General features: G+C 38.4%; 19 protein-coding genes. 12 read left to right on the top strand and 7 right to left on the bottom strand.

All coding sequences use genetic code 11. The features are described from left to right. Positions 1-59: 59 nt before the first annotated feature. The 10 genes from NSS70_RS01570 to rhaB all read left to right on the top strand — a co-directional run bounded on the left by NSS70_RS01570 (position 60) and on the right by rhaB (position 12,852). The gene (locus tag NSS70_RS01570; RefSeq protein ID WP_063386509.1) at positions 60-1,103 is read left to right on the top strand and encodes an autoinducer 2 ABC transporter substrate-binding protein; all 1,044 of its coding nucleotides are present in this window, start codon (positions 60-62) and stop codon (positions 1,101-1,103) included. Further along, complete coding sequence (locus NSS70_RS01575) at positions 1,093-2,913, top strand: sensor histidine kinase (RefSeq protein ID WP_066250437.1); 1,821 nt, start codon at positions 1,093-1,095, stop codon at positions 2,911-2,913. Before NSS70_RS01570 ends, NSS70_RS01575 begins: the two co-directional genes overlap by 11 nt. Then, positions 2,913-4,517, top strand: coding sequence for a response regulator transcription factor (locus tag NSS70_RS01580; protein WP_340880828.1), 1,605 nt, complete (start codon positions 2,913-2,915; stop codon positions 4,515-4,517). The genes NSS70_RS01575 and NSS70_RS01580 overlap by 1 nt, the downstream gene beginning before the upstream one ends. 281 nt (positions 4,518-4,798) lie before the next feature. Next, on the top strand, positions 4,799-5,479 hold the full coding sequence (gene rpe / locus NSS70_RS01585) for a ribulose-phosphate 3-epimerase (protein WP_311067313.1): 681 nt from the start codon (positions 4,799-4,801) through the stop codon (positions 5,477-5,479). A 1-nt stretch (position 5,480) separates the two neighbouring features. Next, on the top strand, positions 5,481-6,416 hold the full coding sequence (gene rbsK / locus NSS70_RS01590; RefSeq protein WP_340880829.1) for a ribokinase: 936 nt from the start codon (positions 5,481-5,483) through the stop codon (positions 6,414-6,416). Positions 6,417-6,431: 15 nt separating this feature from the next. Beyond that, on the top strand, positions 6,432-7,961 hold the full coding sequence (locus NSS70_RS01595; RefSeq protein ID WP_144596907.1) for a sugar ABC transporter ATP-binding protein: 1,530 nt from the start codon (positions 6,432-6,434) through the stop codon (positions 7,959-7,961). Further along, a complete protein-coding gene (locus NSS70_RS01600; protein WP_063386514.1) occupies positions 7,958-8,941 on the top strand; it encodes an ABC transporter permease in 984 nt (327 codons plus the stop codon). Before NSS70_RS01595 ends, NSS70_RS01600 begins: the two co-directional genes overlap by 4 nt. Before the next feature lie 11 nt (positions 8,942-8,952). Further along, positions 8,953-9,921 carry an ABC transporter permease gene (locus NSS70_RS01605; protein WP_117017010.1) on the top strand — a complete coding sequence of 323 codons (969 nt, stop codon included), beginning with the start codon at positions 8,953-8,955 and terminating at the stop codon, positions 9,919-9,921. Between the two features lie 59 nt (positions 9,922-9,980). Beyond that, the gene (locus NSS70_RS01610) at positions 9,981-11,030 is read left to right on the top strand and encodes an autoinducer 2 ABC transporter substrate-binding protein (RefSeq protein WP_094244946.1); all 1,050 of its coding nucleotides are present in this window, start codon (positions 9,981-9,983) and stop codon (positions 11,028-11,030) included. 376 nt (positions 11,031-11,406) lie between these two features. After that, entirely contained in the window at positions 11,407-12,852 is a 1,446-nt protein-coding gene (rhaB, locus tag NSS70_RS01615) for a rhamnulokinase (protein ID WP_340807395.1), read from the top strand. 475 nt (positions 12,853-13,327) lie between these two features. On the opposite strand, the gene NSS70_RS01620 is transcribed toward rhaB, so the two are convergent. The 7 genes from NSS70_RS01620 to skfA form a co-directional block, all read right to left on the bottom strand. Beyond that, positions 13,328-13,750: a TlpA disulfide reductase family protein gene (locus NSS70_RS01620; RefSeq protein WP_066250455.1), complete on the bottom strand. Its 423-nt coding sequence runs from the start codon at positions 13,748-13,750 to the stop codon at positions 13,328-13,330. Positions 13,751-13,763: 13 nt separating this feature from the next. After that, a complete protein-coding gene (locus NSS70_RS01625; protein ID WP_063386519.1) occupies positions 13,764-14,270 on the bottom strand; it encodes a HEAT repeat domain-containing protein in 507 nt (168 codons plus the stop codon). Positions 14,271-14,313: 43 nt separating this feature from the next. Continuing rightward, a complete protein-coding gene (skfF, locus tag NSS70_RS01630) occupies positions 14,314-15,762 on the bottom strand; it encodes a sporulation killing factor system integral membrane protein (RefSeq protein WP_066250457.1) in 1,449 nt (482 codons plus the stop codon). After that, positions 15,755-16,477 (bottom strand): ABC transporter ATP-binding protein, encoded by a 723-nt coding sequence (locus NSS70_RS01635; protein WP_066250460.1) that lies wholly within the window; start codon positions 16,475-16,477, stop codon positions 15,755-15,757. The genes skfF and NSS70_RS01635 overlap by 8 nt, the downstream gene beginning before the upstream one ends. 15 nt (positions 16,478-16,492) lie before the next feature. Beyond that, positions 16,493-17,992 carry a CPBP family intramembrane glutamic endopeptidase gene (locus NSS70_RS01640; protein WP_339193954.1) on the bottom strand — a complete coding sequence of 500 codons (1,500 nt, stop codon included), beginning with the start codon at positions 17,990-17,992 and terminating at the stop codon, positions 16,493-16,495. Next, entirely contained in the window at positions 17,989-19,224 is a 1,236-nt protein-coding gene (gene skfB / locus NSS70_RS01645; protein WP_117017014.1) for a sporulation killing factor system radical SAM maturase, read from the bottom strand. Before skfB ends, NSS70_RS01640 begins: the two co-directional genes overlap by 4 nt. A gap of 207 nt (positions 19,225-19,431) precedes the next feature. Further along, positions 19,432-19,599, bottom strand: coding sequence for a sporulation killing factor (gene skfA, locus NSS70_RS01650; RefSeq protein ID WP_063386524.1), 168 nt, complete (start codon positions 19,597-19,599; stop codon positions 19,432-19,434). A 544-nt stretch (positions 19,600-20,143) separates the two neighbouring features. Here skfA and NSS70_RS01655 point away from each other — a divergent pair. Further along, a complete protein-coding gene (locus NSS70_RS01655) occupies positions 20,144-20,287 on the top strand; it encodes a hypothetical protein (protein WP_339210820.1) in 144 nt (47 codons plus the stop codon). 934 nt (positions 20,288-21,221) lie between these two features. Next, positions 21,222-22,433, top strand: coding sequence for an MFS transporter (locus NSS70_RS01660; RefSeq protein WP_340880832.1), 1,212 nt, complete (start codon positions 21,222-21,224; stop codon positions 22,431-22,433). The last annotated feature ends 172 nt before the right edge of the window (positions 22,434-22,605 follow it).

The following is a 22,605-nucleotide window of genomic DNA, read 5'->3' on the forward strand; positions in this document are numbered from 1 at the left end:
TCCGATAAGCATCAAATCGATCTTAAAAAAATTTCCTTTTCGGAAAGGTATGGAGAAAATTGAACAAAACGTTTAAGTTTTTCGCCCTTGCTTTTTTCCTGTTCCTTTTGGCATCCTGCTCTTTATCAAAAGAATATGAGGTTATTTATGTAGATAAACCAACTGAACAAATGAATCATGAAAGCAACAGGAATCATGAACATGAGATTGTCATTGGACTTGTTCCTAAAATCGCTAATATTCCTTATTTTTTAGCAGCAAAGGAAGGAGCCTTAGAAGCAGCGAAGGATTTGAATGTTACAGTCATCTATAAAGGGCCTTCTGCGGCAACCGCAGAGGAACAAATTGCCGTTATTCATGAGCTGATAGAGCAGAAAGTAGATGTGATTGCTGTTTCAGCAAATGACCCGAAAAAATTGGGTACGGTTCTGCAGCAGGCCCGTGAAAAAGGGATAAAAGTCATCACTTGGGATGCAGACACAGACGCAAAATATCGTGACTTCTTTGTCAATATGGTCGATGCCGAGCAAATGGGAAGACATATTATGGATCTTTTAGCATTAGAAATGGGAGAAAGGGGGAAATACGTTATTTTGACCGGCTCGCCGACTGCTGCGAATTTAAACAATTGGATTAGGTGGTTAAAGGTGCAGCAAGAAGAATATTATCCAGAATTAGAGCTGCTCGATGTGGAGTATGCGAATGAAGATATTCACAAAGCTTACAATTTAACAGTTAACCTATTAAAAAAATACGATGATCTAAAAGGGATCATTGGTATATCGACAGTGAACCCGCCTGCTATTGCGCAGGCGTTAAAGGATTACGGAAAATCTGGAGACATTAAAGTTGTTGGAACATCGACTCCGAACATGACAAGACCATATTTGAAAGAGGATGTGCTGCAAACCATCACATTATGGAGTCCGCAAAAGCTCGGTTATTTAACCATTGCGTTAGCCAAAAACTTAGTGTTGGAGGATTTGCCGTATGATGGACAGTTTGTGGAGAATATAGGGAATATTAGTTTTGACGGCGACATGGTGATTATGGGACAGCCAATCGATTTTACAAAAGAGAATGTGGATCAATATGATTTTTAAGAGAAGAAACGATTCAAGCCGAAAATCTTTGTCTTTAACACATAAACTAATTATTTCCTATGTTCTGCTGACTGTTATTCCAATGGCTTTGCTTGGTCTTTTAGCGTATTCGCAGTATACATCCTCTATCGAGAAAGAAGTCGGAAAATACACTCCGCGATTATTAAAGCAAGTGAATAATAATATCGAAAATGAAATCAGGAAATTGGAAGCGCTTCCAAATCTAGTGTATAATTCGAGCGATGTGATGACAATATTACGGGAATCAGAAGAAACTACTCAATCTAAAAGACTCCGAGATAAGTATATTGTTGAAAGCTATTTAACAAGAACATACTTGCGAAACCACACAGACAATATTTTAGGAGTGTTCCTTATATCGAAGAACCGTGTTTTTTCAAGCACTACTTTACCTTATGAGAATTTTGGCTTTCATGACGGTTCGTTGCCATATTTGAATTCTTTAAGCAAAGTTGGAAGTATGGAAGTAGTGTTATCAAGTCAAATTAACTTAACTTTTGAAGGGTCTCCTTCCTATTTTATGCTAATAAAAGAAATCACCGACTTCGATAATAGAAAAAAGCTGGGAACAATATATATTGTGGTAGATGTAACATTCATAGAGCAGTTCGCTAAGGATTTGCTGCATGAAAAAGATGCGGAAGTATGGATGATGACGAAGGACGGAATGATTATATATCATTCAGATCGCTCCAAAATCGGCACAGTCGATAGGAGAATTGACAAATATCCAATTTTAAACGGCAGCTTTACTATAAAAAAGAACGGCGAGCGCCTGCTGGTTAGCTTAAATGAGTCGAGTGTATTGCCGTGGGTGATGGCTCATAGCATGCCAATAAAAAATTTAACAGAAACAACGGATTTAGTAAGGAACGTGACAATCCTCATTTTCATAGCGTTTGCCTTAATAACGACCGCCATTTCCATATTTTTTGCAATGAATGTAACCCGTCCTTTAAATAATTTAAGCAAAATGATGAAGGAAGTTGAAAAAGGAGATTTAAGCATTAATATACCTGTTCATTCAAATGATGAAGTCGGGCAGCTGGCTAAAAGCTTTAATTCAATGCTGATGGAAATTCGAGAGCTGATAAAGCAGAAATATAATGTAGAGCTTAAACAAAAAACAGCCGAATTATATGCATTGCAATCTCAAATTAATCCTCATTTTATGTATAACACATTAGAAACAATCAGCATGTCGGTCGAAGAAGAAAAAACAGAAGATGTTGTAACAATGCTGACTTTGCTTGGAAGAATGCTTCGGTATTCTTTAAATAACAAAGATAAATTAGTCACGATACGGAATGAACTGCAGCATATTGAAGATTATTTACGCATACAGAAGTTCCGGTTTGAAGAACGACTGCACTTTGAAATTGAAAAAGAAGAGAAATTACTAGAATACTATATTCCTAAATTTGTGCTGCAGCCAATCATTGAAAACTCAATCAAATACGGACTTGAAAAACAGAGAGAGCTAAAAGTGAATATTTCAGTTTGTGAAGAGCATCCGGACCTCATTTTAACTGTTTTGGACAGCGGTCCTGGAATCGCCAAGGAAAAGCTGGAAGAGTTAAATGAAAGATTGATGGCTGATCCAATGTTAGGAAGGGATTCCGGCATAGGAATTATCAATGTAAATGCCAGAATTACAATGATTTTTGGGGATCATTACAGATTATCGATTACTAGTCATGTAAATAAAGGTACTATGATTAAAATTCGAATACCAAAAATAAACGCCTATCAAGCAAACCAGCTTCTTTTGAAAGGAGGAGGTGATTAATGATCACGGATCAGATAAAGGTTGTAATTGTCGATGACGAGCCGCGGATTAGACAGGGGCTGGAAAGACTAATTAAAAAGTTTAGGCCAAACTGGCACATTTGCGGGGTATTCTCAGACGGAGATGAAGCTTTTAGAGAAATTCATGAAAAAATTGGCGCCTTCGATCTTATATTTACCGATGTGCAAATGCCGGTTATAAACGGATTGGAATTAATTAGTCTACTGAAAGAAAAAGGGTATAACTTTTATTCCATTATTGTCAGCGGGTATGATGATTTTAAATATGTCCAGACAGCGCTGCGGGAAGGGGCAATTGATTACATTTTAAAACCGATAGATCGAGAGAATTTTGAATCCCACTTACAAAAAGTAGAGGAGCTTATAGTAACTGACAAGAAAAACAAAAGACTAATCGAAGAGGCTGAAGAAATTCAAACAAAATTGACGTATGAAAAGCAAATCCAATTATTAAGCGATACAACGGCAGTTGAAAATATGGATGTGTCGTATTTGGACTGGACACGTGATTTTCCAGATGGAAAGTATAACTTGCTTTATATCGGTATAGATAATGCGTTTTCTAGAAACGGCTTCGAAAATAAGGATGAATGGAAGAAATGGGATGTCACCATCAAAGAATCGATTCGAAAATCGTTTATGCAGGAACGCAATTGGATTTGGAAAAACAACCAATATTCGTATTGGGTGCTTATTTATAACGGGGAAGAAGCGAAAATTGAACAAAGCTGTTTGTCGCTCAAAACAACCATTCAGAGGACAACGCCTTTTACGGCATCGATTGCTTTAGGACAGCCATTTGTGGATTTATCAATGTTAGTGGATGTGAAGAACGAGCTGCGAGAGGCAATGAAATATAGGATGATTCAAGGAGGGAATAAGCTTTTTAAAACGGAATCTTTAAAGCACCTTACCTATAATAAGATTACGGATGTTCCGCCGGCAGTGTACAAATGGGCTGAACAAACGGTTGAAGCAATGAAATATGAAGAGCAAAATGCTTTAACAGCAATCAACTCATTTTTTGACGAGCTTAAAAAAATGACCTCACCTTTTTTGCTTCAAGAATCAGTTCGTTATTTGTGCATCCGGGTCATAAACCAATGGATACAGGATGATGGGATTAGCGAGCTTCCTACACTGCTTAGCGAGGCGTTTTCGATTACGGATGAACCGGCTTCCTTTTCTGTTTTGAGACAGGAAATGATTAACTGGATCATGAAAATTAGAAAAATGAGAGAATATTATCGGAAAAATACAATTGACCCAATTGTTAAAGCAAAAGAATGGATTCATTCTAATCTTGGCGAAAATATTACCATTAAACGTATTGCGGAACATGTTCATTTAAACCCAACCTACTTTTGCGAATACTTTAAAAATCAGACAGGAGAAACAGTTCTGGATTATGTAACGAATGCGAGAATTCAAAAGGCGAAACAATTATTGGCTGCTACGGAAATGAAAATTTATGATATAGCTGTTCATGTCGGATATCAAGATGCAAAATATTTCAGCAGATTATTTAAACAATGGACCGGTTTATTACCGTCGCAATACAGGGAAAAACGGGGGAGCTTTTAAGAGGACGCACTGAAGGCGTTGAAAACTGATCGTTGAAATACAAAAATACTTGAAACCTTTTTAAAAGAACGTACTGAAGACGGTTGGCACATACCGAACTTTGTATCGGCAGCTGTGCTGAATTTGTTTTCAGTACGTTTTTTATTTTTTTAAAATTTACTGAATATTGTCACACCAATCCGAATTTTAACCCCTATCCATAAGTAAGCGATTTCATTAATATGTTTATAAAAAGATAACACTTGAATTTATCTGTGAAAACGGGGGAATTTTCAGTGACGATGATAGGGCCGTCGCTAATGTGTGCAGACATGGGAAATTTAAAAAGGGATGTGCAAGAACTTGATCAGGCCGGGGTCGATTTTTTTCACATTGACATTATGGACGGTTCGTTTGTTCCGAATTTTACGATGGGGCCGGATATGGTCAACGTCATCCGTGCGGCAACGGATAAGCCGTTAGATATTCATCTCATGATTATGAGGCCGGAGGAGCATATAAATTTATTCGCTGATGCCGGTGCAGATATGATTTCGGTTCATATTGAATCAACTATTCATTTGCAGCGCGTTTTGCAAACGATCAAATCTAAAGGCATAAAAGCGGGAGTGGCCTTAAACCCCTCCACTCCAATTGAATCGATTGAATATGTGATGGATGTGATTGATTATGTCACATTGATGACAGTGAACCCCGGTTTTGCCGGTCAAAAATTCATACCGACGATGTATAACAAAATCAAGAAACTTCATCAATTGATTGAAAAAGAAAGCTACAATATTTTAATTCAAGTTGACGGCAATATAGGTTATGAAACGATCCCAAAGGTTTTGGAAAATGGAGCAAAAATGCTCGTTTGCGGCACATCCAGCTTGTTTAAATCCAAAGGGTCTCTTCATGATGCTGTTATTCATCTTCGTCAATTTATTGAAGGAACAGCCAAGGTAAAAACGGGGGATTAATATGTCTTCAATTACAGTAGTTGGCAGCATTAATATGGACATTGTTGCGATGACAGACAAATATCCGAGCCATGGTGAGACAGTTTTCGGGAACAGCATGGTTTTGTTTAGTGGAGGAAAAGGCGCCAACCAAGCAACAGCTTGTGCAAAGCTTGGAAAAAAAGTTTATTTGATTGGTGCGATCGGAGAAGATGCTTTTGGCGCCGAACTAACAAAAAGACTAGTGCAAAACTGTGTCGACACGACATTAATCAAAATAGTGCCGAACGTTCCTACAGGCAGCGCCTTAATTACAGTTGATTCATCAGCTGAAAACACAATGCTCGTTATAAAAGGCGCAAATGATTCATTAACCGCTGAAGATATATTGGAAAGGATCAATACGATTGAGGACAGCAAGGTGCTTCTCATTCAAATGGAAATACCTGTTGAAGCCGTTATCCAGGCGATGAAAGCAGCAAAACGAAAAGGGATGTTTGTTATATTAGATCCGGCTCCTGCAGAAGGCATAGTACTCGAGGCTCTCCAGTATGCCGACATTATAACGCCGAATTTACAGGAAACCTATACATTGACAGGCATTAAAGCTGATTCAGAAGAAAGCGCAATCAAAGCAGTAGAACATTTCCACCTTCATTTTGGAATGAAAAAGAGCATTATTAAAATGGGCGGAAGCGGTCTTTTGCTTTATGATGAAGGCAAGACTTTATTCATACCTCCGTTAAAGGTAAAAGCTATTGATACGGTTGGAGCTGGAGATTCCTTTGCCGGGGCTCTTGCATGCGCAATTGCTGATGGAAAAACATTAGAGGAAGCTGCCAAATTTGCTGTTATTGTTTCCGGCATCAAAGTAACTAGAAAGGGTGCGCAAGACGGCATTCCGACACTTGAGGAAGTAAAGCAATATTGCAAAGAAAATGGAATAACAACTGGTTAGAAATAAGGTGATAGCATGAGTGAATACTTGCTTCAAATGTTAAATATCAGCAAAACATTTCCTGGTGTAAAAGCATTAGATGACGTGAAGCTTGAAGTAAAGAAAGGGGAAGTTCATGCCCTTATTGGAGAAAACGGCGCCGGTAAATCCACACTCATTAAAATACTAGCTGGAGTTTATCAGCCTGATCCAGGAGCCCAGTTTTTCTTTGAAGGAAAGGAAGCAAAAATACGAAGACCAATTGATGCCACTATGCGCGGCATATCAATTATTTACCAGGACTTAAGCTTATTTCCGAATTTATCGGTAGCAGAAAACATTTATATAGGAAGAGACAGCGATAAGCATTCTTGGAAAAAAGTTGATTGGGCTCTTATGGAAAAAACGGCCAAAAAGGCTTTAAAAGAGCTTGATTTTGAGATTGACGTTTCAACACCGGTAGAAAAACTGAGCATAGCCCAGCAGCAGATGGTCGAAATAGCGAGGGCGCTTGCGTTTGATGCGAAATTAATCGTCATGGATGAGCCGACATCATCACTTTCCGCCGGTGAAGTAGAGAAGCTGTACGAAGTTATATTTTCTTTGAAAAAAAGAGGGATTTCAATTATTTTTGTAAGCCATAAATTAAAAGAACTTTTTACAGTTTCTGATCGATTCACCGTTCTAAGAGATGGCAAATATGTCGGTACGTATCATGCAAATGAATTAACAGAAGAAAAACTAATTACGTTAATGGTTGGCCGGAAAATTTTATATGAAAAAAATAAAGAAAAGGCAGCCTCAGGCAAAACATTGCTTGAAGTAAGAAACCTTGCGAAAGAAGGAAATTTCAAAGATATTTCATTTGAACTGAGGGAAGGGGAGGTTCTTGGAATTACAGGGCTTGTAGGCTCTGGTCGCACCGAGCTGGCGCAAGCTATTTTCGGCATTAATCGTCCTTACAAAGGGGACATCATCATTAACGGTCAAAAGACTGTGATCAAGTCTTCAGAAGAGGCAGTAAAAAAAGGAATTGCTTATATTCCTGAAAGCCGGAAGACACAAGGGCTTATTTTAAGGCAATCAATCATTAACAATATTTCGCTTCCTGTGTTGAAAAAATTAAAAAATAAATTTTTGCTGATTAATCGAAGAAAAGAAATAGAATTAGCTGAGCATTATATACAATCATTAGATGTCAGACCGCCGCTGCCATACAGGGCTGCCGGCGATTTGTCAGGTGGAAATCAACAAAAGGTAGTCATAGGAAAGTGGCTGTCAACAAATCCTAAAATTTTGATTATCGATGAGCCGACTAACGGAATTGACATCGGTGCCAAGTCAGAAATCCATAAGCTTTTAAGAGGATTAGCGGCAAATGGAATGGGAATCATTGTGATTTCTTCTGAACTTCCTGAGGTGCTTGCTGTTAGCGATCGCATTATCGTTATGCGCCATGGACGAATTGCAGGCGAACTCGGGATTCATGAAGCGACACAGGAAAGCATCATGAACCTTGCATTGCTTGGGCAAAAGGGTAAGATCCGCGAGGAGGCACAATTATGAAAGCGTTTTTAAAATCAAAAGAAATGAGCGTTGCTGTCATTATTTTACTTCTATGCATCATATTGGCCTTCATTAGCCCGGTATTTTTAACAGCAGATAATTTGTTGGATGTTGTGAAAGGAAATGCAGTATTAGGCATTTTGGCTATTGGAATGACGCTTGTCATCATTACAGGGGGGATTGATGTATCTGTTGCAGCAGTGACAAGCGCGGTATGTGTCGTTTTGGGCAAGACGATGATGTTTTTGCCTGATAGCCCACTGACCATTGTGTTAATTTTTGTCATTGCTCCGCTTTTCGGAGTGCTGTTAGGCTCCATCAATGGAATTTTAGTTGCAAAAATTCAAATTCCGGCGATTGTCGTTACTTTAGGGATGATGAGTATTATTAACGGACTTGTTCTGTATATTACAAACGGCCAATACTTGAACAGCAGCAACTTCCCAACTGTTTTCTTAAAATTTTCGAATTTCTCTGTTTTTGGAATATCCATTATTATTTGGCTTTTTATCATTACAGCAGCTTTGACATGGTACATTCTTAAATACACATTAATCGGCCGCGAAGTAATGGCTATTGGCGGAAACAAAGAATCGGCTGTCCGAGTCGGAATTAACTACAGCAAAGTTCAAATATTTGTTTTTTCTTATATGGGCTTTTTAGCAGGGATTGCTGCGATTGCTCAAACTTCTTATACAAAAGCGGTAGATCCGAACGGAATGCTTGGCTTGGAATTAATGGTTATTGCTGCAGTGGTGCTGGGAGGAGCCAATATAATGGGAGGACGCGGAACAATATTTGGAACGATATTAGGTGTTCTTCTGCTAGGAATTATACAAAATGGATTAATATTAGCGAAAATTGATACTTTCTGGCAAAAGGTTTTTACAGGGGCAATTATTTTAATCGCTGTATCGTATGACCATATTCAATATAAACGCTCGCAAAAGCAGCTTTCAAAAATTGAAGTGGAAGCATAAGGGGGGAGAGGATGAAACAGGTTACGCTTTCAAAAGAAAATATACTCGGACTCATTGCCATCGGTCTATTTGTTTTGATGAGCATAAGTGTTCCGGGATTTTTATCAAGCAATAACTTGACAAATATGATGTTTCAGCTGCCTGAGTTCGGTTTGTTTGCTTTAGCCATGATGGTGGTGATCGTAACAGGCGGAATCGATTTGTCGATCACGTATACGGCAGCGCTGGCAGGGGTAGCAATTGCGATATTATCAAGCAATGGATATCCGATGATCATTGCGATTTTAGGAGGCATTGCAGTTGGACTTCTTTGCGGTTTTATGAATGGATTTATTATAGCCAAGATCGGAGTATCACCGATTCTTGTAACCCTTGGGACAATGGTATTGTTTGAAGGGCTTATTCTCAGCATTACAAAAGGAAATTCAATATCCGGATTCAGCCCTGAGTACACGCTGATTGGAAATGGTTATTATCTGGGGCTCATTCCGCTTTCGATTATAATCTTTCTCTTTGTCGCTATTTTGACTTCCGTACTGCTGAATAAAACAGTATGGGGAAGATCAGTTTATATGGTTGGAAGCAATCCGGTTGCATCCTTGTTTTCAGGGGTTAATAACAGCAAGGTTTTAATGAAGGTGTATTTATATAGTGCTTTGTTAGCAGCAATTGCTTCTATCATCATGACATCAAGATATAACACAGTAAAAGTTGATCTTGGATCATCCTATTTATTGCAAAGCGTTGCAGCAGCCGTTCTTGGCGGTACTGAAATCCAAGGAGGCTATGGGAAAGTGATCGGCACGTTATATGCAGTTATGATTTTTCAAATGATATCCAGCGGCTTAAATCTAATGGGAGTGCCGAGACCGATTGTGACAGTGATTATGGGGGTTATTTTAATCGCGGTGTTAATTATTAACTTTATTAAAGTAAAGGCTGATGAAAACAAGCAAAAAAAGCTTGCAGAAACAGCATAATGACTTTTCTTTAATTGGTTAAAAGATTTATAAACTATAAATTTACAAGGAGGAACAGTATGAAAAAAATTGCAGGTTTATTTGTCGCTTTATTGCTTGTATTTGGTCTTCTTGCAGGATGTGTTTCTCAGCAGGGTGCAGGGGGGAATTCAAATTCATCTAAAGATGGAAAAGATGAGGCTGGCGGGGGCGATGGAAAAATCAAAATTGCCGTTGTTCCTAAACTAATTGGCATTCCTTATTTCAATGCATCTGAAAAAGGAGCAATTCAAGCGGGAAAAGATCTTGGAGTCGAAGTGATTTATACAGGTCCAACAGAGGCAGATGCTGCCCAGCAGGTTAAGGTGATTGAAGATTTAATTAGTCAAGATGTGGATGTAATTGCTGTTGCACCGAATGATGCAGCTGCATTATCGCCTGTATTACAAAAAGCGAAGGATAAAGGAATTATCGTGATGGACTGGGATACACCAGCAGATCAATCTTTAGTTGAACTTTCTGTCCACCAAATTGATGACGAAGCTTATGGCCGTCATATCGCAAAATCATTAATTGAACAAATGGGGACTGAAGAAGGGGAAATCGCCATTCTCACAGGTGGTCTTGCGGCAGCAAACTTAAATTCATGGATCGATGCAGCGAAGAAGGAGCTTGAAGAAAATTATCCAGGAATAAAGCTAGTAACAGATAAAATTGCGACTGATGAAAAGCAGCAAGTGGCATACCAAAAAACGCTGGATTTAATTAAATCATATCCGAACCTTAAAGGGATTATGGCATTTTCAACTCCTGCTCCTCTTGGCGCAGCTCAAGCTATTCAAGAGAAAGGTCTTCAAGACAAAATCGCTGTTGTCGGAACAGCACTTCCGAAGGATTCAGCTCCATTTTTAGAGGATGGCTCATTAGATGTAGCAATCCTTTGGGAGCCTGACAAATTAGGATATTTGACAGTCGCTTTAGCTAAAGATCTTGTTGATGGCAAAAAGCCTGAAAACGGCCAAAATATAGATGGTGTAGGAGAAGTGGAAGTTTGGGAGGATGGTAAAACGGTCATTATGGGACCGCCTACAGACTTCACAAAGGATAATGCTAAAGACTATGACTTTTAATTTTCGTTAAAGAGATTACCCCTCTCACATTTTTGCAATTGGAGAGGGGTTTCGTTATTTTAGAAAGTATTGCTATTTTTGCAGATCCGGTAAGTTCTTTGCCTTGCAATAAAAAAGTGAAGGCTAAAATATCAATATTTTTATTGGCAGGAAACGTAAAGAGATTTTTCTTGCTTTGTGGAAAGGGAAAACTTTTTTAATGGTTACTGCCAATGAATTTTTTGAAGAATGGAAGAAAAGTTGTTTGCAAATGTTTACTCAGATTTTGACCTGCTGCATGAGCAGCAAGAAAATGTCTAGTTATGGAACGCTATCCTAATTTTTAAGCGAAACATTTAGCAGCTTCATAGATTGTGTGAATTTTAGGAGGGATAAAATGACACATATCGCAGTTGACATCGGTGCATCAAGCGGACGGCTTGTCATAGGGGATATAAAAAATGGAAAATTGACAATTGAAGAAATACACCGATTTGCCAATGGTTTTACGGAACGAAATGGAACGTATTATTGGGATATTGATCATTTGCTGACGGAAATTGTAAAGGGATTGGCATATGCCAAAACATTGGGAGTGAAAAGGTGTACACTTGGAATCGATACTTGGGCTACAGATTATGTGCTGGTCGATCAAGAAGGAAAAAGGGTGCAAGAGGTCATAGCATACAGAGATAAAAGAACAGAACGGACGATTGAGAAAATTACGAAGCATATTTCCAAAAAAGATATATATGAAAAAACAGGCATTCAGTTTTTATCCTTCAACACCTTATACCAGTTATATGAAGAAAAAAAAGAAAATCTTGAAAAAACGAAAATGATTATGACAGTTCCTGATTACTTAGGATACAAACTGACTGGATGTGCAGTGACGGAAGTGACAAGCGCATCTTGTACTCAGCTTTTAAACGTGAAAGAAAAAGATTTTGATCAAGATTTGCTTCAGCTGCTGTCAATTGAGCGTGAGCAGTTTCCGCCGTTTTCTTACCCCGGGGACATGCTCGGATATGTTAGAAACGAATATTTTCCTGATTACGATCTTCCCGAAACAAAAGTGATTATAGTTGGTTCTCATGATACTGCTTCCGCAGTTGCAGGAGTACCTGCTGCTGAAAAAAATTGGGCGTATTTAAGCAGCGGAACTTGGTCTTTGATTGGGATTGAATCGGATGCGCCAATCATTACGGAAAAATCATTATTTTACAATTATACAAATGAGTGGGGAGTGTTTGGGACATACCGTTTTTTAAAAAATATTATGGGCATGTGGATTATTCAAGAAGTGAGAAGACATTTAACGAAAGATTACAATTTTGCCCAAATGGTTGATGAGGCAAGAAAGGCGCCTCCGTGCATACAATTTATCAATTTTAACGATCAGCGATTTTTTAATCCGGACAATATGGTAGAAGAAATTCAGAAATATTGCAGGGAAACGCTTCAGCCTGTGCCGCAATCAACAGGAGAAATTGCGAGATGTGTATTTACAAATCTGGCTATACTATATTCCTTGTCAATGGATGAAATTGAAAGTATATCGGGCAGAACAATCGATTCATTATATATTGTCGGAGGCGGCTCGCAAAATGATTTCATAAACGAAATGACCGCTGCTGTAAGCGGAAAAACGGTTTTTGCCGGTCCCTCTGAAGCAACGGCTGTAGGAAATATTTTAATTCAGCTAATAGCGGAGAAAAAGCTTGCAAATTTACAGGAAGGACGGAATCTAGTCTTGAACTCTTTTTCTATTAAGCGTTTTGATCCAAGAGAAAGCGGAAACGATGCATTAAAAGAACAATTTAAACAAGCTGTTTTCTCCTAGATATGTACAGAGTACCGGCTCCATAAGAAAAATTGATCATAACACAATAACTCATAGTGCCTATGTTACATCAGGAATGAGCGGCGCTCCAATTTGTGTTCACCAGCAATTGGAATGCATTATCATTAAAAAGTACATCGAGTTGGGGAATAGCATTTCCAACAGCCTCAAAAAATTTCATTTAAACTTGGGAGCGCAAAATGAAACAGAATATGGAAAGGTTCCTTTTGATGGTCTTAATAGATTAGCTGCTGTTTTATCGGATCATGTACAATAAAAGAGATTTTAGAATAAAGACACTATTCCAAAAGGCAAATAAATGAACTTCAAAAGGAACCAAAAAAATTTTTCTCTCAATTTATTGCTCCAAGAAAAATGTTAACGGAATGTTGAACATAAGTTTTAATAGAGAAATATTTGAAAAAGGTAAACCGATTCTTTACAGTGAAAAAGTCAAGAAAAAAGCGGTAAGACTTTACTTTAGCTGTTTAATTTTTTTCATCATTTTGTGAAAACCTTCCTCTCCCATTGTTAATAATTCTTTCTTCATTTGTTGATTGACTAGGCAAAAAGCAGGGATTCCTTGAATACCAAAAGATTGTGCGATTTCATAGTTTTGATCTAAAACTACAGGAATTGTAATCTTTTTTTCCTCTACTCGTGTTTTCACAAGCTCCAACGATTTCTCTTCAACTGTATAAGGTACATGAACGGCAATGACATGAAAGGTTTCAAGATTAACTGTTTCTTCTAATAACTGATCCGTTAATTCACTGCAATACGGGCAGCTAATTGACCAAAAATAAAACAAAAGCCGATTGGATGATGGGAAATCATGGCCGTTTTTTGGAACGTTCAGCCACGGCAAGTCTTTTGTCATTGTTTGTATTAAATCCATGTGCTGTTCCTCCTCATTGATCCTTTAGTTGCATAGCGATAATTTTACCAATTGCTTCCTCCGCGGCAAAAGGACTGACCATTCCGGACGGCTTATCCAGTTCTTCTTTTAGACACTTCAACATAAGAGGTTCAATTTTAGACGGATCGATCAAGGAGATTGCCCATGATGCCCAAAAACGCGGTTTTCCTTCTGTATTTCGTGCAACTTCAACGAGGGCGTTCAGACTGTGATGTCCGATTCTCATTAAGGATAAAGCAGCTGACATTCTTATATCTTCGTCGTCATCTTTTAAAAGCGAAGCGAGTTCGGGAACTGCTTCCTTTGCATCTGCACCAAATTCCCCCAGCACAACGGATGAAATCATTCGGAGGGATTTCTCATCTTTTAAGGCTTTTATGAGTATTGGGACAGCGGCTTTTCCCGTTTTTTTTAGCTCTTTCACTCCTTGAAATACCGTTGCTTCATCGCTGCTTTTTAGTTTCGTTAAGGCTTGAGAGATTATTTCATTTGAACTCATGAAAATTCATCTCCTTAAGAAAAAGTATTAAATCCCTTCTGATTCAACGTTCATATTGATAGAAAGATAAGAATAAAATCGTGCTTAACACGATCATGAAAAGAGGCAGCCAATAGAAAAGAAGGTTTTTGAAAAGAAAAAACAAAAGGATGTAACAAAGGGTGCTCCCCATACAAATGAAAGCAAAATTTTTATAGTATGAAATCAGGCTGAGAGAGGGGTCTTTTTTATATGTTCTAACAAATGCCGCCCAGCGGATGGAAAGCATGAGCATGTATCCTCCAAGCCCGTACAAACTAAATGAAAGGAAATCTGTAAAAGCAGTGTTGAAATGGAAATGCCACATACCCACGCAATAAAGATAAAATAGAAAGATCCAAGCGGTATTCGATCCTTCCAGCAGCAATGCTTTTTTCCATAGTTTTCCCGGCAGCAAAAAAAGATCTCCAGACTTTGCATGTCTAATTAATCCTGAATAGTAGGAACTGCTGAAAAAAGCTCCGATTGTAAAAACGACCAAAATATAAAACCAATAAATGTTTTTTGCAATGAAAACGGGAACTAAGATGAGAAGAACAAACAAATGAGTAGCATGAAAAAAAATGTATTTCTTGGCAAGCAATATTTCGAGCCAAAGGAAAGAAAAAATACCGTTTAATCCTTTCAGCCCCCACCATGTGTGCATCTCTTTCAGGCTGTTTTTAAAAAAATCGGTTTGATGATCTTGAAACTCCGCCCAAAAATCAGCTTCTTTTACCAATTTTTCTTTGCATTCCGATTTTTTCGTTGTTATTCGAATAATCATGAACGAAAGGGCGATCATGATTAGAAAGGCAAGAAACCCTTGCAGCAAAAAGCTGTTTGTAAATAAATAGCCGATAAAGCCGATATGGTAGCTAATATACTTCTGCCAAATCAATTCATTGGCTTGAAAAAAAGAACCATAGAGAGCAATACCATATATAACGGTGAGAATGAAGGCAACAAAGGAGAAAGCAATTTTTGTTCCTTTTACAGTTCTGGCACAGGACATAGCCATTATCCATGATTCTAATAAAACAATGAGACAAAGTAATCGGATTGATTGTGCTGTTAACCGGCCAAATGGATTTCCTGCCAAAAAATAAACGGCATCAGCTGTGATTCCTGAGAGAAGACAGAGCAACCCTTTCCAAGACAATCGCCATAATAATATGGAATAAGCGATTTTAGTGAAAGAATAAGGGGCGGTATAAAGCCATATGACGTCTTGCATGAGCCCAGGTATGCGGTTGGAAAGCAGCCCAAAAATGGTCATGACAATAAAAATTCCTGAGCAAATCCATCCTGTATAGGCAATGTCCCAACTTCTGGAATTAGCCCCCCATTCAAGTTGAAACAGAAAAAACCATATAAATAAAACAAAAATGAACAGAAAGAATTTTATCCCGTGTTTTTGGCTATCGATTTCTCTTTTCGCTTGAAGGAACAAAAATGACCAAATATTAATCATTTGACCAATCCCCTAAACTGCGTATGACTTCTTGCTTCCAGGCTGGATATTCTTCGTTGTTTTTTGGTACGGCCATTTCTTTTACAATACGGCCTTCTCGAATTAATAAAACTCTGTTAGCCGTTTCCAATACAAATTCGAGGCTGTGGGTGGATATGAGAATGGCGCTATGATGTTTTGATTTACGGACAAGCCAGTTGGCAAGCCATTGTTTGGAAGAAATATCCAAACCGATTGTTGGTTCATCCAATATATATATAGAAGCGTTTTGTATAATGGCGCCAGCCAAAATAACCCTTTGCTTTTGTCCCCTTGACAATTGCCCGCTTAATCGATCCGCCAACGATTCAATATTTACCTCTTTTAAAGCTTCATAAACTTTTTTTTGAAGGTCTTTTTTTTCAACTTTGAAGGCTCTGGCGCGAAATTGCAAATGTTCCGCTACGGTTAAGGTAGGGTACAAATATGGGTGATCCGGAATTAGCGAAGCGGATTGCTGCGCTTCAACCGTACCAGGGGTATGCCCCGCAATTTTGATCGTCCCATCATCAGGGGTGTATAATCCAGCGAGACACCTAATGGTTGTTGTTTTACCTGCCCCGTTTGGCCCTAATAAGGCTACGATTTCTCCTGAATGAACGGAAAAAGTTATATCTTCTACACCATCGCCGTTACGATATTTTTTCTTCAAATTGGTTACTTGGATGATCTTCATGCCTCTCCTCCATTGTTATACTGAGGGTTGTTTGAAGGTTTCACTGGCCTTCAATTTTTTCTGGAAAGTGTAATCCCAAAGCGGCTTCATGACAAGAATAAAATTATAAATAAAATGAATGGTTAAGGAGGACAGAAAACCGAACTGGATGAAAAAGAATCCCAGTATAATGCCAAAGATTACTAATTGGATCCATCTGATCCATCTGGGATGAAATCCTGTTCCTTGGTGCATAATGGCCCATAGAATGGAGGAAATGATGATCGCCAAAGCCCAATTGCCGCTCAACCACCATATCGTCGGAATGATCAACAAACGGTAGACTGTTTCCTCTGCAATGGAGCTTTGCAGGCCGATGCTTAATCCTTGTTTAAATGTAAAGCCTGACAAGTAAATGGTACGATTGGACAACTCGGGAGAAATTCGCAGCCAATTTTTCTCTTCCAGCCATGAAAAAATTGCTGAAAAAAAACCTAAGCAGCCGATGCCGACACTTAAGCCGACGAAAAACTGCCATACAGCATTATCAAAAAAAGCTATTTGGAGAACATTACTCAAAGAGTGCCCTGCCAATGAACATATATATACGACGAAACCTGTGGCCAATCCTGCTAAAATTGCCGATAAGATTCCAAGAGCATAAACCGTTTTTATGCTGAGGCGGGAATCATAAGTATTGACGATGCTCAGTTGAATGTCTTCTTTTATTGTTATGATGTTACAAAAGAATAGAACCGCCCCCAGCAAGATGCTTGCAGTGATGCCGGCATTTTGGCGAAGGTTGATAAGGATGATGATCGCTGCAATAACGGCCAGGCATGACGCTAATACTCCCGTCATATTTAAGGTAGATTCCATTTGCTCTTTCTTAACCGCTGTTTCGATGTCTTCTGTCAATATCTCTTGTTCTGAACCGATATAGAATATTTGCCCGTTATGGATTTCAACCGTTATTTTCATTCTTACTGGTTGAGATTCGGCAATATACCAGTACGTTTCAATATTTTCCAAGTCTTCTTCTTTTCTGCCTGCACCTGTGAATTGAGATGCAGCCCATAATCCATTATCTGAGACGGCAAGCTCTTTTTTTAATTGTTCCGGAGAGGAAAAAGCGCCTTTATGTTTCGCCATTTCTTTCTTTGACAGGTTCGCGGTGTAAAACGTAATTTCTCCATTTGAATTGATGCCAATGATGACTGATCGGTTTTCTCGAACGAATCTAATTCTCCATGATTCGACTAAACCCCAATGATATAAAATATGGCGAACTTTGTTTAACAATCCTAGGTGATGCAGCATATTGACGGTATTTCGGTCGTACCAATACATCGCATAAAAATCCCAATCTGATACATCAATGCCGGAATACCGTTTAATGAATTGCACTGCCAATTCCCGAGCTTCTTTTTTATGTAATAATAGCGATTCGTACGTTTTTGGTTTGAATTTGTAAAACAGAAAGGTTCCTGCAATAGGAAGGATGATCCATAATAAATGGATGATGGTCGTCATCATGGTTTAACCTCAGCTTCTTTTTGAATGGTAAAAGGCAAATCGGCTTCAGGTAATTCTATCTTTCCTATACATCTACATTGTTTAGCAAGTCGCTTCGCTTGCATTAGCCTTTCCGGTGAACCGATCTCCTGCATGCTGTTTTTTAAGACGTTTCCAAGGGATGTATCTTCAATTTGACAAGGTGTAACTTGTCCATCCGCACGAATATACCATGACAAAAATCCCGGCGTGCAGAAATCTGTAAGACTATCATTTTGATGGTGGTCTTCCCAATCCATAATAATGATTTGATCACTCCATCTTTTTTTGGCGTCTGCCAACTGCTGCTTTACTTTCTCCTTCATTTCGCTTGTCATGTCTTGATATTCAGATGCTCTGCCTACGGGAATAGTTTGACCCGCACGAAATACAACTGCGCCAACTTCCACCGATTTTTCGATTACTTCATAAACTTCTTTGTAGTTGAGTTGGTTAACAGTCATAGCAATGAGGACGGGAACCGATGATTGAGCAAAACGTTCGGCATTTTTCAAGCTTTCGGAAAATCCTCCTTCTCTCCCTCTTAACTTGTCATGGGTGCTGCTGTTTCCATCTATACTTATTTGGACACTGACATTTCCCAAGTGGCTGATCAGTTCAATCTCATCGTCGCGCCAATTTAGGCCATTGCTAAAAAGGTTGACGTTCGTAAATAAAGAACTGGCTGTGGCAATGATTTTCAAGAAATTTTTTGTTAGCTTTGCTTCTCCGCCTGTAATGGTGATGTCAGCTACACCGTGAGATGCGAGTTTTTGCAACACTTTTATCCATTGGGAAGATGATAGTTCATCTGGATACGGTTTTCCTGAGCTTGCATAACAGAAAGGACACTTCAAATTGCACATATTTGTTAATTGAAGGGTGCAGCTGATTGGCAAATAGTACTCTGTAGATCCGGTGATCATCAAAGGGTGATTTAGCAGGCCTTTTTTCCACGCTGATGTAAATGGATGTGAATCTAGCTCGTTATTTAATTCTTCCTCACTTACCTTTTCTTTTGAAAGAATCTCCCAAATTCTTGCCGTTTTTTGAACACTGTTATTTTTGGCAAGCATTAAGGCTAATTCTGTTCCCCTGCCGCTAAGTCTAAAATAGAACATGCTTTTTCTGTCAAGCAAAATGGCCCCATGAGGTTGGAAGTGGATCGCAAATTCTGGTGAAGTGTTAGTTGCCGTTTCTAACAATTTTGACATAAAATCCTCCCTCTATAAATGTTGATATATCAATGGTTGTAGCCATTTTAAGGGGTGTCAAAAAATTTTTTTTCGACACGTTTTCTAACTTTGTTTCTCAAATCTGTATATATATGACATTGGATGGGTGCGCTTCACTGCCACTACTCCTTTACTTTAGGGAGCAGTTAAAAAACTGCTCCATTGCAATCCTTTTGAATATAATGGTTATAGCAGGCGCATTGCCGGATGTGGGAGCCAGCAGACTCTAGTCATCGAGATACTTTTTGAGGCCCAGCAGCTCATACATCCAGCCGCTTTCACAATCGAGGTGCCTGCTGGCTTTTTCAGTTCCTTGATAGCTGTTGGCTCCCACTGTTTTTTTTGCTTCTCCATAATCCCATCTCCTTCCAATTAAAAATGGTCATTATTGGAATAAAATATAACTGTTTAAAATTTAGCATAGCGATAATGTCGAAGTAAGAAATAAATTGTCATTTTGTTATAATTTTTTGAAAATTTAATATAAAGATTTCATAACAGCTTGTATTGGTGCAAGAGCTGTTTATTATTGATACAAGTTTCATGCTTATTAGCCTTTTGATACAGGATGTCCGTTTCAGCAACCGGTAAGCCTTATCATCCAACCAGCGATTAGCGATTTACGCTACGGTTTTTGTATAAACTCAAATCCATATGAAGACCTTGCCACTTCCTTCACCTCAGCCCTTTCAGTTACAAAGCGTTTCATTGATGAAAGGCATTTAGAGCGCCGCATCAGGAAAATGAAAAAAATATATAAAGCGCGGCGTGACTATGTAAAAAAATGTTTGACTGAACAATTTGGCGACACAGTTAAAATTTTTGGCGATTCCACCGGTTTGCATTTAGTCGCAGAATTTCAAAATATCGTGTTTTTAATCAAGTAGTAAATGAAATAATGAAGAAGCATAAAGTGAAAATTTATCCTGTAGAAGTTCATGCTATTCAAAAAGGAATCCATCAAAACAAAATTATTTTAGGATATGGAAATTTAACAAAAGAAGAAATTGCGGAAGGCATTTTTAGATTAAGGCAGCTCTAAATTAGGAGGTGTTCATCGTGGGGCATCTAAACGTTTGATGAAGATGAAAACATGTAGGATATTCATTTTAAATGTCGATAATAAAATTGTCCAAACATGCCCATGAAACGATAATATTGACCAAATACAAAATTTGATGAGAGCGCTGTTTATGGAGGTAAGTTTGCTGGGACTTTAAGTCATGCAGGGTTTTAATCAAACGTTTGTTTAAGGGGTTAAACTCTCTCACAACTTTGAGGGGGTTTTTTTATGTGCTAAAAATTCGTTTCAAATGAATCAATTTCAGAGGATTTTATTTCATCAAATGAATTATCATAGACAGCCCCCGAACAAAACGGGGAAAAAGTTGGTATCATGCAAAACCACATGTATTTTGCCCTTTTGAGTTTTCGCTGGATCTTCAAATTCTAAGCGAATACATTTTACTTCAAGTAGAATGAAAGACAGCGGATCTTAAAGCATGCCGGATAGTGCGTCTGCTAAGTTTAAATGCCTGTATTGATTATAATATACGTTAGTTTTTATGTTGATGGCACATCATTTTGCTTTCATTCGTACCGTCTATGCCGAGTTTCTTTTTCAACGCTCGGATTTTTTCCTCAGGCTCTCGGTCGGGATTTCTGTTTTTTCCCTTTTCAGCATTATGTTGCCTGCATTGAATTTAAATTTTTATTTGATTTGTTTGATGTTATAAGATATTATAAATCTGTAAAAAAGCGGAAGGATGATGGTTTGGATATGACTAACTAATTCTATCTTTAAGCTGCATTTTTAAGGAAGCGAATATATTTTCTGGATAGGATTAGTATGTGTTTGAAAATGCTAAATACAAATCACCGCAGTATGCCTGTAGAATAAACCTGCTGTCCAGAAAACGGAATAGCAGGTTTTCTATGTGCTTGAAATAGACCGGAAGAAAGCGTAGGTACTCACTATGTCAATGTCTCAGTGGAGAAAAATGGTTATTTTAATGATTAACATGTTTATAACTATTGGAAGCTTCGGCATTATTATCCCCATATTGCCTGCTTATTTGGAGTCCATTGGTCAAGGCGGTACGGCAGCTGGTTTAATGGTCGCAATATTTGCAGGAGCCCAGCTTGTGTTTTCTCCAATTGCAGGGAAATGGACAGATCAGTATGGACGGAAAAAAATGATTGTTTTAGGATTAATCGGTTTAACTGTTTCTATGTTTATCTTTTACGCATTTGATTCCATTTGGTGGCTGTACGCTTCGCGTGTAGTCGGAGGGATAGGCTCCGCGCTTCTGGTACCCGCTATTTTTGCTTATATTGCCGATATTACGACAATTGAGCAGCGGGCTAAAGGCAACAGTTTCATATCAGCAGCCATGTCGCTTGGGATTGTAATAGGACCAGGGGTTGGTGGTTTCTTTGCTGATTTTGGGTTGAAAATGCCTTTTCTTGTTGCAACGATCGTCTCTTTAGCTGCTGTTATTTTTTCATTAACAGTTTTAAAAGAAAGTGTTGAACAACAACATACCCCGGAACAAAAAACGCAAATCAATGATGAGCCGATGTTAAAAAAATTGGTTTCGTCCGCTCATAAGCCGTATTTTATGCTGTTGATTATTACTCTTGTTATGAGCTTTGGTTTAATGGCTTATGAATCTGTCATCGGGTTATATATGGATGATCAGTTTGGGGCAACACCGCAAGAAATTGCTTGGATGGTTACATTAACTGGACTGATAAGTGTGATTGTGCAGTTGTTTGTGGTCGATAAGCTTGTCGGCCGCTTTGGGGAAGGAGCCGTTTTAAATTTCTTTTTAGGCGTAGTTGCAATTGGATTTTTCCTTTCATTGTTTGCCGACAGCTATTCTCTGTTTTTTGTCATCACCCTCTTGATTTTTCTTGCAACATCCATCTTGCGTCCTGTTTTGAACACTCTTATTTCAAAGATGGCTGGAAATGAACAAGGCTTTGCCATGGGGTTAAACAACGCCTATATGAGTATAGGAAATATATTGGGGCCGATGTTGGCGGGAATATTATATGATATTCAAATTTTGTATCCTTTCATTTTAGGATGTATTTTATTAGTGTTTACACTTTTTATTACTGTCTTTTGGCAAAACAAGTCATTGAAAAATACGAAACTGGCCAAATCCAAGTCGTCTAGTTAACGCTAAGAACTGTTGTTATTTCTCACCTTTTTTAGACCGAAGTGACAAGATGAATAGGCTTGTAAAAATCTATTCTCGTTGGGAAAATTGATTCCAACCTGTAACTTTTTTAAACAGTGCGGGAATGGATCATTTGCTGGCGCCGAAGTTCAATTGAAGCCGTCGTACAAGG

It is taken from the genome of Aeribacillus sp. FSL K6-2848, assembly GCF_038004325.1.
GTDB classification, from domain to species: Bacteria; Bacillota; Bacilli; order Bacillales; family Aeribacillaceae; genus Aeribacillus; species Aeribacillus composti.

Bases quoted from the DNA above. Each gene is read 5' to 3' on its own strand.
- rbsK (WP_340880829.1), top strand. From the start codon at position 5,481: ATGTCTTCAATTACAGTAGTTGGCAGCATTAATATGGACATTGTTGCG.
- NSS70_RS01605 (WP_117017010.1), top strand. From the start codon at position 8,953: ATGAAACAGGTTACGCTTTCAAAAGAAAATATACTCGGACTCATTGCC.
- NSS70_RS01580 (WP_340880828.1), top strand. From the start codon at position 2,913: ATGATCACGGATCAGATAAAGGTTGTAATTGTCGATGACGAGCCGCGG.
- NSS70_RS01625 (WP_063386519.1), bottom strand. From the start codon at position 14,270: ATGAGTTCAAATGAAATAATCTCTCAAGCCTTAACGAAACTAAAAAGC.
- NSS70_RS01620 (WP_066250455.1), bottom strand. From the start codon at position 13,750: ATGGATTTAATACAAACAATGACAAAAGACTTGCCGTGGCTGAACGTT.
- skfF (WP_066250457.1), bottom strand. From the start codon at position 15,762: ATGATTAATATTTGGTCATTTTTGTTCCTTCAAGCGAAAAGAGAAATC.
- NSS70_RS01595 (WP_144596907.1), top strand. From the start codon at position 6,432: ATGAGTGAATACTTGCTTCAAATGTTAAATATCAGCAAAACATTTCCT.
- NSS70_RS01660 (WP_340880832.1), top strand. From the start codon at position 21,222: ATGTCAATGTCTCAGTGGAGAAAAATGGTTATTTTAATGATTAACATG.
- skfA (WP_063386524.1), bottom strand. From the start codon at position 19,599: ATGGAGAAGCAAAAAAAACAGTGGGAGCCAACAGCTATCAAGGAACTG.
- NSS70_RS01635 (WP_066250460.1), bottom strand. From the start codon at position 16,477: ATGAAGATCATCCAAGTAACCAATTTGAAGAAAAAATATCGTAACGGC.
- rhaB (WP_340807395.1), top strand. From the start codon at position 11,407: ATGACACATATCGCAGTTGACATCGGTGCATCAAGCGGACGGCTTGTC.
- NSS70_RS01640 (WP_339193954.1), bottom strand. From the start codon at position 17,992: ATGATGACGACCATCATCCATTTATTATGGATCATCCTTCCTATTGCA.
- rpe (WP_311067313.1), top strand. From the start codon at position 4,799: ATGATAGGGCCGTCGCTAATGTGTGCAGACATGGGAAATTTAAAAAGG.
- NSS70_RS01655 (WP_339210820.1), top strand. From the start codon at position 20,144: ATGAAGAAGCATAAAGTGAAAATTTATCCTGTAGAAGTTCATGCTATT.
- NSS70_RS01600 (WP_063386514.1), top strand. From the start codon at position 7,958: ATGAAAGCGTTTTTAAAATCAAAAGAAATGAGCGTTGCTGTCATTATT.
- NSS70_RS01610 (WP_094244946.1), top strand. From the start codon at position 9,981: ATGAAAAAAATTGCAGGTTTATTTGTCGCTTTATTGCTTGTATTTGGT.
- NSS70_RS01575 (WP_066250437.1), top strand. From the start codon at position 1,093: ATGATTTTTAAGAGAAGAAACGATTCAAGCCGAAAATCTTTGTCTTTA.
- skfB (WP_117017014.1), bottom strand. From the start codon at position 19,224: ATGTCAAAATTGTTAGAAACGGCAACTAACACTTCACCAGAATTTGCG.